Here is a 13,642-nt window from a genome sequence, read left to right as displayed (position 1 = left end):
GGAATTTCGCCTTCAGTGCATCAGAGGAAGGGCGATTGGCGGTGCGGGGTAATTCGCGTCGTCGAGGGAAAGTCCCCAGCAGTCCGGCGCGATATCCCCATAGTTCACCTCCGCGGGCTGCCTACCACTTGACTTCGTAATACAAAGTCCTTTATCGTGCTCTCGATGGGAACAATGGGTCGAAGCCTGGAGGCGTGCGCGGCATGACGAACTTCGCCGATCGATCGCTCGAGAAGCACATCGCGCAGTGGCGGGCGCACCTGCGCCGCCGGCAGGCCCTTCACGGTCCCGACGTGGAAGAGCTCGAGGGACATCTCCGCGACCAGCTGGTGGCGCTCACCGGGGCCGGCCTGTCAGAGGATGAGGCTTTCCTGGTCGCGGTCACGCGCATGGGCAGCCGCGATGCGCCGTCACGTGAGTTCGCGCGCGCGCATTCCGAGCGGCTGTGGCAGCAGCTGGTTATCGCCCCCGACGCTGATCGGCCGGCGAACGCCGCGTACACCGAGACGATCGTCGCCCTGGGCCTTGCCGTCGCTGCGGGGGTGGCCGTCAAGGTGCCGGCGCTGTTCGGGCTTCAGCTCAGCCCTGACGAAGAAGTGCCACCTTTCTACTTCCGCAACGCCAGCCTGTTCGTCTTCCCTCTGCTTGCCGTCTACTTCATGTGGAAACGTGGGTGGAATGCGCTCAGCGGGCTCTGGCTCGTGCTGCCCTTCGCGGCCGCGGCCGTCTTCGCCAACGCCTTCCCATGGGAGACTGTTGTCGTCGACAACGCACCCAAGGGCAGCGACACCCAGGTGCTGACCATTCTGCACCTGCCAATCGCCCTATGGTTGGCCGTCGGCTTCGCCTATGTCCGAGGCCGCTGGTTCGCCGGCGGTGAGCGCATGAACTTCGTCCGGTTCTCGGGCGAGCTGGCCATTTACTACGTGCTGATCGCGCTCGGTGGGGGCGTCCTCACCGGCTTTACCTTCATGATGTTCTCCGCCATCGACATGAAGGCTGACTGGTTCGTCGGCGGCTGGCTCATCCCGTGCGGGGCGGCGGGGGCCGTCATCATCGGATCCTGGTTGGTGGAGGCGAAGCAAAGTGTCATCGAGAACATGGCACCGGTGCTGACCAGGCTGTTCACGCCGCTGTTCACCGTGCTGTTGCTGATGTTCCTGGCGACGATGGCGTGGACCGGCAACCCCATCAACGTGGAGCGGGAGGTACTGATCGGCTTCGACCTGCTGCTGGCGCTGGTCGTTGGGCTGGTGCTCTACGCCGCCTCCGCGCGCGACCCGGAGGCACCGCCCGGCTTCTTCGACGGCCTGCAACTGCTGCTCGTGGTCAGCGCGCTCGTGGTCGATGGGGTGGCGCTGTGGGCGATTGCAGCCCGTATCTCCGAGTTTGGCTTCACTCCCAACCGGGTCGCGGCACTTGGCGAGAATCTCATTCTGCTCGTCAACCTGGCGTGGTCGGCGTGGCTCTATGCGGGCTTTCTGCGTCACCGGGGCTCGTTTGCCGCCCTGGAGCGATGGCAAATCGCCTATCTGCCCGTGTACTCCGTATGGGCGGCACTGGTGGTGGTCGTGTTCCCGCCCGTGTTCGGCTACCGTTAGTGCCCCCCGCGGGGCAGGGGCGCGATGTTGGATGACTGCCGGTGCAACGAAAAAGGGCTTACAGCGACCTGCTGTAAGCCCTTCGAAATGTTTGGTTGCGGGGGGGGGATTTGAACCCCCGACCTTTGGGTTATGAGCCCAACGAGCTACCGGACTGCTCCACCCCGCGACACGGAAGAGACTGATACTAACACACCAATCCTCATCCGCCAAACCTCGTCCACGTTATTTCGCGCGCGATGAGGTGGTTTCCGCGAGCAGCCGCTCCACCGTGGCGGTGATCTCTTCCTTCGCACTCTCGTGGAAAGCCCCGCTGGCCGCGCCGGCAAAGCCGGCGTGGACGCCGCGGACCAGGCCATCACGGCCCAGGAAGATCGTGGTCGGGAACGAGTTGAGGTTGTGGATCTGCGGCACCTTCTCCGCCACGTCCGCCTGCTCGCCTGCCAGCGCAACCGTGTACTCGACGCCGTAGCGCTTGTTGAACGCCAGCAGCCGCGGATAGCCCTTGTCGCGCTGGGCGTCCTCTTCAAACGACAGCGACACGATCTCCAGTCCCTTCGACTGGTACTTGCGATAGAGCGCCGCCAGGAACGGCGCCTCGTCATGGCAGTTCGGGCACCAGCTGCCGCTGATGCTCACAATCACGACCTTGCCGCGGAAGCGCTCATCGGTGCTCGACACCATCTTCCCGGTCACGTCGGGGAAGCTGAACTTGAACGGCTCGGTCGGGTCCTTCACGCTCGAGTGGCGCGAGGGGTCGGTGGGCTCCGGCACGTCTTTCAGCCTGGCCTCGCTGGCACGCACCGCCACCATGCGCTCCTGGCGGTTCCGCACGATCTCGAGGCTGCCGTCCCTGGCCGGGGTCAGCTCCAGCACCAGCGGACGCGCACCCGAGAAGTGGCTCACCACGAACTTGCCGTCGCGAAACGTCCCGGCCAGCGCGCCGGTGTCACCATCCACACGCAGGATCGCCGCCGTCACTTCCGCGCCCGACTGCCGCACGATGAGGCGCCACGCGGCCTCGCCCTTGTTGCTCTTCACGCCGCCGATTTGCCAGACGCCGTCGATGGCCGGCACCTCATTCGGGAACGCGGGCGACGGCGCAAAGCGCTTGGCATAGAACGGATAGAAGCCATTGGTGCGGGTGTAGGTCCCGGCGAACCGGCCGTTGACCAGCGTCGCCTCGAGCGACGTGGCGTAGTGATCGAAGTTGAGGACGAGCGACCCGTTCTCGAACTTCCCTCCCGTGGAGGCCACCTTCTCGTCGCCATTGAAGAACCATCCGCTGACCGACGGCCCGGTGCCGCTGATCTCGAAGCGGAACGGGATCTCCAAGCCGCCGACGACGACGGCGGCGTCCCAGAGGCCGGAGGGCGACGGCGCCTGCGCGGCGGGCGAGGCCGCGAAAGCTGTCGCGATGAGCAACGCGGCGAAAGCGGAACGGAATACCTTCATCTACTTCTCCCCGGCGCCCCGTAAAGGGGCGCCCTACAAAACCACGACCTGCAAACGCAAAAAGGCCCGAAGGTTTTCACCTCCGGGCCTCGAATCGGCTGAGAACTTTGAAGCCGTCTGGCTTCAGGAAAGACCAGGGCTTATGTGGACACAGCGCGACAGGCGTCGGAGGAACCCCCGACGCAACAACACGAGCATGCCCACGCGTTCTTCATGACTTGAGTGTTATCCCTGAAACGGTCGTGTTCTGTCAAGGCCGGCCTCGGCACCGGCACCCCGTAAAGGGGTGCCCTACGACTACAACATCTAGGATGCCGGCTTGGGGCCATAGTTACGCCATAGCCGGATTCCCAGCAGACTCGCGACGCCGATGCCGTAGTAGATGGGGTAGGTGGCGTCCAGCTTCACCTTCCAGAAGTAGTGCAACACGGCCGCGAGCGCGGTGATGTAGACCAGCCGGTGCAGCAGGTTCCACCGCTTCCCGCCCATCCGCCGGATCCAGCCCGTGGTGGAGGTGATCGCCAGCGGGATCATCAACACGAACGCCGTAAACCCCGCCGTGATGTACGGCCGCTTCACCACATCGTCCCAGAGGCCTTCGAACTGCAGTTGATGGTCAAGGATGAAATACGTGAGGAAGTGCAACGACCCGTAGAAGAACGCGAACAACCCGAGCGCGCGGCGGTAGTGGATCAGTTGATTGACGCCGGTGGCCCATCGCAGCGGCGTGATCGCGATGGTGATCACGATGAACCGCAGGGTCCAGATGCCGGTGGTGTTGGTGATGGTCTCAACCGGGTTGGCGCCCAGCTCGTCGCGATAGAAATCGTAGAGCAGCAGCGAGAGCGGCGCCAGGCAGGCCAGATAGACGACGGGCTTGAAGACCCGCCGTCGCCATTGTGTTTGAGTCACGCGGGATCACGGCGCCCCATAAAGGGGCGCCCTACAGGGAGGATCAATAGAATTTGCGGAGGTCCATCCCCGAATAGAGGGACGCTACCTGGTCGCCGTAGCCGTTGAACATCAGCGTCTTGCGGCGGAAGAACTCGCCGAGGCGCCGCTCGCTACCCTGCGTCCAGCGCGGGTGATCCACCTGCGGGTTGACGTTGGCGAAGAAGCCGTACTCGGACGACTGCTGCTGCTTCCACGTGTTGACCGGCTCGCTCTCGACGAAGCGCACGCGGACGATCGACTTGATGCTCTTGAAGCCGTACTTCCACGGCACCACCAGGCGAATGGGGGCGCCGTTCTGGTTCGGCAGCACTTCGCCGTAGAGGCCGAGCCCCAGCAACGTCAGCGGGTGCATCGCCTCGTCCATGCGCAGGCCCTCGACGTAGGGCCAGTTCAGGGCCGGCTCGGTCTGCCCGGGCATCTGTCGCGTGTCAACCAGCGTCTTGAACTCGACGTACTTCGCCTTCGACGTGGGCTCGAAGCGCTTGAGGAACTCACTCAGCGGATAGCCCACCCACGGCACCACCATCGACCACGCCTCGACGCAGCGCAGGCGATAGATGCGCTCTTCGAGCGGCGCGTACTTCATGATGTCTTCGATGTTGTAGGTACCGGGCTTGGCGCACTGCCCTTCCACCACGACGCTCCACGGGCGTGGCTTGAGGGTGTGCGCGTACTTCCCCGGATCGGCCTTGTCGAGGCCGAACTCGTAGAAGTTGTTGTAAGTGGTGATGTCCTTGTAGGAGTTCAGCTTCTCGTCGGTGCTGAACGGGCTGTGCTTGAGGTTGGCGAGCTTCTGCGCCGCTGGATTCTGCGCCGCCGCCGTCGGCGGGCCCGTGAACACCGGGCCGAGGCCGTTGGTGGCCACCGCCACCGCGGTGCTGCCGGCCACCGCGAGGAACTCCCGTCGCCGCAGGTAGGTCTCTTTCGGCGTGACGTCGGATTCGCGCAAGTCGGCGGCTTTCTTGATCAGCATAGAAATCCCTCAGGCCCCGGACGCACTGCATAGCGCCCCTGCTCCCCGCCGATGATACCGCACCGGTCCCCCCTTGAGACGCCGCGCAGGGGGCAGCGGCGTCATGTGGGATATTAGCCATGACATGCCCGACACCGCACTCCCTACCCTGCTGTCGCTGGCGTCGCACGAGCTGAGGGGGCCCACAGGCGTCGTCCGCGGCTACCTTCGGCTGCTCGAGCAGGACCCGACGCTTGGCGAGCGGCCCCGCCACGTCATCACCGAACTCACCCGGGCGACCGACCGTCTCGTGGCACTGCTCAACGAGCTGAGCGAGCTGGCGCACCTGAAAGACGGCCGCCTCAAGTTGACGCTGCGCAGCATGTCGTTGCGATCGGTGCTCAACCAGGCCGTGCAGGCAGTCGAGATGCCGGAGGATGTGGACGTCAACCTCGACGTGGTGGCGCCGGTGGACGTGCGGATGCGCGTCGATGAGGCGCGGCTGCGCGGGGTGTTCTGCACCTTGATCGTCACCCTGGCCAGGGCACAGGCCGGTTCCACCAGTTTCGATCTCCGGCTGACCAAGGGCCGGTCGGCGGCGAAGGTGATCGTGCAACCACGGTCGCTCGGGCGCGGGACGGTGGTCGAGCAAGCCGTGGACTTCTCGCGCGGCGGCACCGGCTTGCTGCTGCCGATTGCGGATGCCGTGGTCCAGGCCCACGGCGGCCGGCTGCGCGAGCGCTGGGTGGCCGGACGCTGGGCCGGGTTCGTCGTTAAACTGTGAGCCTGGAGCGCTGAAGTGCTGAAGTGCTTGGGTGCGGGGCTGTTCATGGTGCTGGCGAGCATTGCGCAGCCGGTGGCGCAGACGCGCCTGGCCGACGAATCGGACCGGGCGGCCTTCCGGTCGTGGTTCGTGTTGCTGGCCGACGCGCAGTTCGAGCGCCCGACGGCCGACGTGACCGACTGCGCGGCGCTCATTCGCCATGCGTTCCGCGAAGCCATGCGCGCGCACACCCCCGAGTGGGTCCGCGGCGCCGCGTTGCCGTTCGCGCCGCAGTTCGCCGACGTCCGATCGGCGCCGAAAGCCGGCGCCAACGGGTGGCCGCTCTTCCAGGTCAGCGCCGGTCCCCGGGCCCGGTTCGCCGAGTTCGCCGACGCCCGCACCCTGATCGGACTCAACGCCCGGCACCTGGGCCGCGACACCAGGGCGCTGCGCGCCGGCGACCTCCTGTATTTCCGCCAGCCCGGACAGAACGAACCCGACCACCTGATGGTGTTCGTCGGGCGTTCGCTGTTCGAGGCCGAAGGCGAGGATTGGGTCGTGTACCACACGGGCCCCTCGGACCAAGGCCCCGGCGAAGTCCGCAAGGTCCGGCTCACCACGCTGCAACAGCATCCGGCCGCGCGCTGGCGGCCGCAGACCTCAAACCCGCGATTCGTCGGCGTGTATCGCCTGGCGGTCTTATGAAGACAATCACCTCGCTGCTTCTCACCTCGTTCCTTCTGCTGTTCACGTCCCTGCCTGCGCTCGCGCAGTCAGACGCCGAGGAACGGCCGGCGTTCTCGCTGTCCACGAGCGAAGTCTTCACGACCAGGGACGCGCCGAACTTCTACCTGACGTTCCGCCGCATCCAGCACCTGGACTTCCGAATCTACAAGGTGCGCGACCCTTTCACCTTCTTCGCCAACCTGCGCGATCCGCATCAACTGGGCAGCGACGACGTGGACGTGCAGCAGGAACGAACCTGGCTCGAACGGCTGGCTGACTGGAAGCGCGGCCAGCGGCAATACGCGCGGCGCTTCGCGCGGGCGCAGGCCAGCCACACCTACCGCGCGGCCCGGCGCGCCGCCACCGACCAGGCCGAGGTCTCGCAGCGCGTGGTGCTCAACGCGAACACCTTCGCCCAGGTCCCGCTGCTCAACCCCGACCAGGTGGTGACGACCTGGCGCGAACTGCTGCCCAACCGGCGCGACGCGGAAGTCCGGCGCGTGCCGGTGGACCTCCGCCAGCCCGGCATCTACCTGGTCGAGGCCGTGAACGATTTGCTGCGCGCCTACACGATCGTGATCGTCTCCGACGTCGGCCTGGTCACGAAAACCTCGCCCGGCCAGATGCTGTTCTTCGCCGCCAACCGCTTCACCGGCGAGCCGTCGGCCGATTGCGCCGTGCGCGTGATCGTGTCGCAGAAGACCGTCGCCGAAGGACGCACCTCGCCCGACGGGCTCTTTGAAGCGGCCCTTCCCGAACAGCGGATGGAAGACGTGGTCGGCGTTGCCCAGTGCGGCGACCAAATGGCCGCCACCGATCCCGGCGCGTGGTCGCTCCAGGAGCCGGCGCGGGAACTGGCCGGCTACATCTACACCGACAAGCCGATCTATCGGCCCGGTCACACCGTGCACACCAAGGCCGTGCTCCGCTGGCGGCATCTCGATGCATTGGCGAAGTTCGATCGCGCCGAGGTCGAGGTGGTGGCGTCGGACCCGAACGACAAGGTGGTGTTCCGCCGCCAGGTCAAGGTGGATCCGTTCGGCGCCGTCCTGGTGAGCTTCCCGGTGCCGCCGACCGCGGCCCTCGGCAATTACACGCTGCGCGTCCAAAGCGGCGACTTCCAGACCACGAGCGGCTTCGAAGTGCAGGAATACCGGAAGCCGGAATTCGAAGTGATCGTGACACCGGCATCACGATTCGAGCGCCAGGGACGCGACGCGGTCGTCTCGATCCAGGCGCGCTACTACTTCGGCCAGCCGGTGGCGAACGGCCAGCTGCGGTGGGTCGTGAATCAGCAGCCGTACTACTCGCCCCTGCGGTGGGACGATGGCCTCGACGGCGGAGAAAGCAGCTACTGGTACGGCGACAACCAGGCGGCGCAGGGCACGGCGCGGCTGGATGCCGAGGGCAAGGCGCAGGTCCGCATCCCGCTCGCGGTGGATGAGAACGGCCGCGACTTCAGCGCCCGCATCGAGGCGCAGGTCACCGACGCCGCCAATCGGGAAGTGTCGGGCAACACGGTCGTGCACGCCACGTTCGGCTCGTTCCTGATTTCCGCGCAGACCACCAACTCGGTGTTCCGCGCCGGCAGTCCCGTTGACGTGGCCGTCCGCGCGGTCGACTACACCGGCGCGGCGCAGGCGAACGTGCCCGTCATGCTGGCCCTGGAACGCCTGACCTACAAGGAGGGCTACTACAACCAGCCCGAAGTGGATCAGATCAGCGAGTCGGGCGTCACCACCGACGCCGACGGCCGCGCCGTGGCTCGCCTGACGCTGCCGAACCAGACCGGCAGTTTCCGCATCCGTGCCACCGCGCCCAGCGGGGATCGCACCGTCCAGGACGACGTGTGGCTGTGGGTGCCGGGGCCGAGCGAGACGAGCACCGACGAGGGCGACCGTTATCTGGAACTGCTCGCGGATCGCAAGTCGTATCAGCCGGGTGAATCGGCGCGGCTGATCGTGCGGGGCGAGACCATCACCGGCCCGGTGCTGGTGACCAAGGAAGGGCAACACGTGTCGTGGTTCCGCCTGATGCGGCCCACCGCCACCGAAGCGCTCGAGATCCCGATCGACGAGGGCGATGTCGGCGACGTGTTCGTCAGCATCGCCTACCTGCGCGACGGGCGGTTGAGCCGGGCCGAGCGCCGCATCGGCGTGCCGGCGACAGCGCGGACGCTGCAGGTGTCGGTGACCGCCGACCAGGCGGTGTCGAAGCCGCGCCAACCGGGCGCCTTCTCCGTGCTGGTGACCGACCAGGCGGGTCTGCCGGTGCGCGCGCAGGTGAGCCTCGCCGTGATTGACGAGGCGGTCTACGGCGTGAAGGCCGACGACACGCCCGACCCGATTCGCTTCTTTTACCGGCGCGAGTACTCACGCGTGGCCACGACGTTCTCGCGCGAGTACTACTTCACCGGCTACTCCGGCCGCGACCGCCTGCAGCTGGCCCGGCGCGGCCGGCGTCCCTTCACGCTGGCCGACTTCAAGGGCGACAAGGAAGTGCAGCCGGAGGTGCGCAAGGACTTCCCCGACGCCATCTACTGGGTGGGCGACCTCGTCACCGATGCGCAAGGCCGCGGCCGCATTGCCGTGAACTACCCGGACGCCCTCACCACGTGGCGCCTGACGGCGCGGGCCATCACCGACGACACCAGGGCCGGCGTCGCGGTGGCGCGCACGACCACCACCAAGGATCTGATCGTTCGCGTGATCACGCCGCGCTTCCTCACCGAAGGGGATGAGGTCGTGGTACCGACGATGGTCCACAACTACCGGCCGGATACGCAGACCGCCTCCGTCGCCGTGCAGGCGTCCGGACTCGAGGCCGCCTCCTCCTCGGCGGCCACCTCGTCCGCGTTGCCGAGCGGCGGTGAGCGCCGCGACGACTGGCGCTTCAACGCGCGCACCGTCGGCGCGGCGACCATCACCGCCACCGCGAAGACCGAGCACGACAGCGACGCGGTTGAACTGCCCCTGCCGGTGCTGCCGTTTGGCATCCGGCGCGAACTCGGCTCATCCGGGTCGATTGTCGGCGCCGGCGAAGCCACCACCGTGGTCACGGTGCCGGACGCGTCGAATCCCGCCGCGCGCACCATCTCCATCGCGCTGGCGCCGTCGCTGGCCGGCTCGATGCTCGGCGCTCTCGACTTCCTCACCACCTATCCCTACGGCTGCACCGAGCAGACGCTGTCGAGCTTCCTGCCGAACCTGCTGGTCACGCGCGCGCTGACCGAGCTCAAGCTGGCGCCGACCGAACGGCTGTCGGCGCTCGACCGCCAGGTCTCGTCCGGCATCCAGCGGCTCTACGACTATCAACACGACGATGGCGGCTGGGGATGGTGGAAGTCCGACGGCAACCATCCCTTCATGACCGCCTATGCGTTGTGGGGATTGGATGAAGCGCGGCGCGCGGGAATCAAGGTCGCCGAACACCGCATCGGCAACGGCGCCCGCGCCCTGGCCCAGCTCTACGAGACCTACCCGCGGGTGGAACCCGACCTCAAGGTCTACGAGGCCTACGTGCTGCAGCGCACCGCCGCCAGCGAGCCGGTGATCTCGTGGTACGCCGACGGCGTCGAACACAAGTATTCGCACGCGGCGGCGCTTGATGAAGCGTGGAGCGGGCGCGGCCGCATGAGCGCGTACGGACGCGCGCTGCTGCTGCTGTTGCTGGACGAGGTCAAGGACGCGCGCGGCAACGAGCTGGCACTGGCGCTGGCCGGCGAGGCGCAGACGCGCGGCGACGTGTCGTGGTGGGCGGTGGCGAACGATCCGCTCCTGTTCGACGCCGCGGAGACCAGCATCGAGGCGACCGCCTTCGCGGTGCAGGCCCTCGCCCGCCGCGACCCCAGGAATCCGCTCGTCGAGCGCGCCGTGCGCTGGATGATGCTGAACCGCACCGCCGGCTACTGGTCCACGACCAAGCAGACCGCGACGGCCATCTACGGCCTGCTGTCGTTCATGCAGGCCCGCAACGAATCGGCGCAGCCGTTCTCGGTGGACGTGTTCGTGAACGGCAACAACGTGGGCCGGCGCTCGTTCACCGCGGCGGCGATGACCGCGCCTGACCCGCTCGTGCTGTCGGTGCCGGCCAACGCCGGCGCCAACCAGGTGCGGCTGGTCAAGCGCGATCCGCCTTCGCCGTCGGCTTCGGCGGGACAAGCGGCGCTGTATTGGTCCGCGGCAGCGGAGTATTACGACACGGCCACGGCGGATGCGCGTCAGGGGTCGCGCGAACTGGCGATCACGCGGAAGTACGCGATCCTCGCCCCGGTCACCGTCAAGGGCCGCATCGTCTATCGCGAGCAGCCGTTCACCGGCACGGCCAAGCCGGGCGACGTCCTCACGGTGCGCCTCACCGTGGCGGGTTCGCCGGAGTGGCGATACCTGGCGATTGACGATCCGCTGCCGGCCGGCGTGGAGGCGATCCAGGACACCACGGCGTATCCGCTCGAACGCGAGACCGCGGACGGCTGGTGGTTCGGCTCGCGCGTCGAATACCGCGATTCGCGGACCGTGTTCTTCCAGGAGACGTTCGAGCGCGGCCGTTACGAATACAGTTACCTGGTGAAAGTGATCGCGCCGGGACAATTCCGCGCCATTCCCGCGCAGGTGTCGCCGATGTATGTGCCGGGCGTGCATGCGTCCAGTGAACCGCAGACGTTCGTGGTGACCGCGCCCACGGGAGGCGCGCGATGAAGCTCGCGGCCATCACGCTCTGGATCCTGGCCGGCGCCGCCCTGACCGGCGGCGCCTACTGGACGTTCCTGATCACGCCGGAATCCACTGTCGGCAGCCTCGCGGTCTCGGCGCTGCTGTTGGCCGTCGCGTTCTTCCTGCTGGCGGTGACCGTCAACGGCGCCATCCAGGGATGGGCGCGCGGCCTGTCGGTGCCGGTGCTGCGGTCCGCCATCACCGGTGCTGCCGCGATCGTGCCGGCGGTGCTGGTGTTCGCCGCGGTGTGGTGGCTGGTCGGGAGCGTCACCGACCGGGTGACGCTCTACAGCGGTCAGATCAACGCATGGTTCATCGCCCGGTTCGGATGGAGCGATCTGTCCGGCCTGTTCCGGGCGATTGACTGGGCCGCAATCTGGATGAAAGGCGTGGCCGCGCCGATGCTGGCGCTCTCGCTGATGGCCGCCATTACGCTGGCCGGCTGGCCCAGCCTCGCGCGTGCGACCTGGTTGAAGCACGCGGTGTCGCCGCTCCGCCTCGCGTTGGCGACGCTCTGGTTCGCACTGTTCGTGGCGGCGCCGTGGATCTACCTGGCCCCATGGCGGCCGCAGGGGTTGCCGGCGACGTCGGTCGAGTTGATGTTCATCGCCGCGAAACTGTCGGTCACCGCGTTGTTGATGGCGATCGGCGTCGCGCTTATCATCCGGCAAGCCACATGGACGACCTCGACGCCCTCATCGGCGAGCTGAACGCCTCGGCCTCGGCAACCGCCCCGTTGCTCGAAAGCTCGAGCCGGGTCGAAGACTGGCTGGCCGAGGTCGTCCGGCGCAAAGGCAGCGACCTCCTGCTCGTGGCCGGCAGTGCCCCGTCCGTCCGCGTTGACGGATTCCTGTCGCCGGTCGCCGACGTGATGCTCGACGGCGACGACATCGCCGGCGCCATCACGCCGCTGCTGCCGCCACATGCCGCCAGGCAATTCCGCGACACCGGCATCGCCGACGCCTCGCTTCGGTTGCCGTCGCTCGGACGGTTCCGCGTCAACCTGCATCACGAGCGGGGCCGGCCCGCCGCCGCCATTCGCGTGCTGCCGTCGCGCGTGCCGTCACTGTCGGAGCTCAACCTGCCACCGGAGGTCGAGCAGCTCTCGCGGCTCGGCCGCGGCTTGGTGCTGATCGGCGGCGCCACCGGCTCCGGCAAGACCACTACGATGGCCGCGTTGGTGGACGCCATCAACCGGCGCGAGGCCAGGCACATCATCACGGTCGAAGACCCGATTGAGTACGAGCATGCGCATCAGGCGGGCCTGGTTGAGCAGGTCGAGGTCGGCGTCGATGCACCGGACTTTCCCACCGCCCTGCGCGCGGCCGTGCGCCAGGCGCCGGACATCCTGGTGATTGGTGAGATGCGCGATCACGAATCCATGCGGATTGCGCTCAGCGCCGCCGAAACCGGCCACCTGGTGTTCAGCAGCCTGCACACCACCGACGTCGCGGCGTCGATCGGCCGCATCTGCGACTCGTTCCCGAACGAACGCCAGAACACGATTCGCCAGGAGTTGTCGCTGGCGCTGTCGGCGGTGTTGATCCAGACGCTGATTCCGCGCACCGCGGGCGGACGCATCCCCGCGGTGGAGCTGCTGATGGTCAGCTACGGCGCCCGCCAACACATCCGCAAGGACGCGCTGCAGCACCTGCATCAGGAGATCACCATGACCCGGAAGGCGGGGTCGATGACGCGCGAGGAATCGCTGGCGCGTCTCGTTAGGGCCGGCGCCATCACGCGCGCCGACGCCATGGTCCGCTCGGGACATCCCGAAGAACTGGAAGGCCTGCTGCGCTAGCTCCGTTGACATGATAAAGCGATGAACATATCGTTGTCACATGTCACGCACGATGGTCCAGATCCGTAACGTGCCCTCGGTATTTCATCGCCGGCTCAAGGCCCGGGCGGCGATGGAGGGCATGTCGATGTCTGATTACATCCTCCGTGAAGTGGGCAAAGCGCTGGATCGGCCCACGCGCCTCGAAGTGATCGAGCGGCTCCGCGCCCGCCCGGTCCGCAAGCTCAGGATCAGCGCCGCGGAGATCATTCGTGAGGAGCGCGACGGGCGGTGATCGTGCTCGATGCCTCCGCGTTGGTAGAACTGCTCCTCAATACCCGTTCTGGACAGGCCGTCGCCAGGCGGATTGCCGACCCTGGCCTCGGCGTGCATGTGCCTCACCTCGCGGACATCGAGGTCGCACAGGTGCTTCGACGATTGGCCGGCACGGGTGAGCTGAAGGCCTCGGAGGCATCGACCGCCATCGAAGACTTGCGGGCCCTGGATCTGCAGCGCCATGCGCACGAACCGCTGCTCGAACGGGTGTGGGAACTCCGACAGAACCTGAGTGCATACGACGCGGTCTACGTGGCGCTGGCCGAGGTGCTCGACACCGTGGTGTTGACGTGCGATAGCCGGCTGGCACGCGCGCCCAGGGTCGCCAACCGGGTGGCGCTCGTCGTCGCCGATTGACCTGGT

General features: G+C 67.1%; 11 protein-coding genes and 1 tRNA gene. 8 read left to right on the top strand and 4 right to left on the bottom strand.

What is annotated here, in order from left to right; all coding sequences use genetic code 11:
- Positions 1 to 203: 203 nt before the first annotated feature.
- Positions 204 to 1,601: a permease prefix domain 1-containing protein gene (locus WC815_00540; GenBank protein ID MFA5907242.1), complete on the top strand. Its 1,398-nt coding sequence runs from the start codon at positions 204 to 206 to the stop codon at positions 1,599 to 1,601.
- A gap of 92 nt (positions 1,602 to 1,693) precedes the next feature.
- Here WC815_00540 and WC815_00535 read toward each other — a convergent pair.
- From WC815_00535 to msrP, 4 genes are all read right to left on the bottom strand, one after another.
- Positions 1,694 to 1,770, bottom strand: a tRNA-Met gene (locus WC815_00535).
- A gap of 56 nt (positions 1,771 to 1,826) precedes the next feature.
- Entirely contained in the window at positions 1,827 to 3,056 is a 1,230-nt protein-coding gene (locus WC815_00530; protein MFA5907241.1) for a TlpA disulfide reductase family protein, read from the bottom strand.
- Between the two features lie 306 nt (positions 3,057 to 3,362).
- Positions 3,363 to 3,968 carry a protein-methionine-sulfoxide reductase heme-binding subunit MsrQ gene (locus tag WC815_00525; GenBank protein ID MFA5907240.1) on the bottom strand — a complete coding sequence of 202 codons (606 nt, stop codon included), beginning with the start codon at positions 3,966 to 3,968 and terminating at the stop codon, positions 3,363 to 3,365.
- Between the two features lie 43 nt (positions 3,969 to 4,011).
- Positions 4,012 to 4,983 carry a protein-methionine-sulfoxide reductase catalytic subunit MsrP gene (gene msrP, locus WC815_00520; protein MFA5907239.1) on the bottom strand — a complete coding sequence of 324 codons (972 nt, stop codon included), beginning with the start codon at positions 4,981 to 4,983 and terminating at the stop codon, positions 4,012 to 4,014.
- 124 nt (positions 4,984 to 5,107) lie between these two features.
- On the opposite strand from msrP, the gene WC815_00515 reads away from it, so the two are divergent.
- The 7 genes from WC815_00515 to WC815_00485 are packed head-to-tail and all read left to right on the top strand — an operon-like array spanning position 5,108 to position 13,636.
- Positions 5,108 to 5,746 carry a HAMP domain-containing sensor histidine kinase gene (locus tag WC815_00515; GenBank protein ID MFA5907238.1) on the top strand — a complete coding sequence of 213 codons (639 nt, stop codon included), beginning with the start codon at positions 5,108 to 5,110 and terminating at the stop codon, positions 5,744 to 5,746.
- A gap of 15 nt (positions 5,747 to 5,761) precedes the next feature.
- Positions 5,762 to 6,430, top strand: a complete 669-nt coding sequence (locus tag WC815_00510; GenBank protein ID MFA5907237.1) for a DUF1175 family protein — start codon at positions 5,762 to 5,764, stop codon at positions 6,428 to 6,430.
- On the top strand, positions 6,427 to 11,148 hold the full coding sequence (locus WC815_00505) for an MG2 domain-containing protein (GenBank protein ID MFA5907236.1): 4,722 nt from the start codon (positions 6,427 to 6,429) through the stop codon (positions 11,146 to 11,148). The genes WC815_00510 and WC815_00505 overlap by 4 nt, the downstream gene beginning before the upstream one ends.
- Positions 11,145 to 11,873 (top strand): hypothetical protein, encoded by a 729-nt coding sequence (locus WC815_00500; GenBank protein ID MFA5907235.1) that lies wholly within the window; start codon positions 11,145 to 11,147, stop codon positions 11,871 to 11,873. The genes WC815_00505 and WC815_00500 overlap by 4 nt, the downstream gene beginning before the upstream one ends.
- Complete coding sequence (locus tag WC815_00495) at positions 11,840 to 12,964, top strand: PilT/PilU family type 4a pilus ATPase (protein ID MFA5907234.1); 1,125 nt, start codon at positions 11,840 to 11,842, stop codon at positions 12,962 to 12,964. Before WC815_00500 ends, WC815_00495 begins: the two co-directional genes overlap by 34 nt.
- Positions 12,965 to 13,004: 40 nt before the next feature.
- A complete protein-coding gene (locus WC815_00490; GenBank protein ID MFA5907233.1) occupies positions 13,005 to 13,238 on the top strand; it encodes a hypothetical protein in 234 nt (77 codons plus the stop codon).
- On the top strand, positions 13,235 to 13,636 hold the full coding sequence (locus tag WC815_00485; GenBank protein MFA5907232.1) for a type II toxin-antitoxin system VapC family toxin: 402 nt from the start codon (positions 13,235 to 13,237) through the stop codon (positions 13,634 to 13,636). Before WC815_00490 ends, WC815_00485 begins: the two co-directional genes overlap by 4 nt.
- Positions 13,637 to 13,642 lie beyond the last annotated feature (6 nt).

It is taken from the genome of Vicinamibacterales bacterium (assembly GCA_041659285.1).
Lineage (GTDB): Bacteria > Acidobacteriota > Vicinamibacteria > Vicinamibacterales > UBA2999 > 12-FULL-67-14b.
This window is presented reverse-complemented; position numbering and strand designations above follow the sequence as displayed.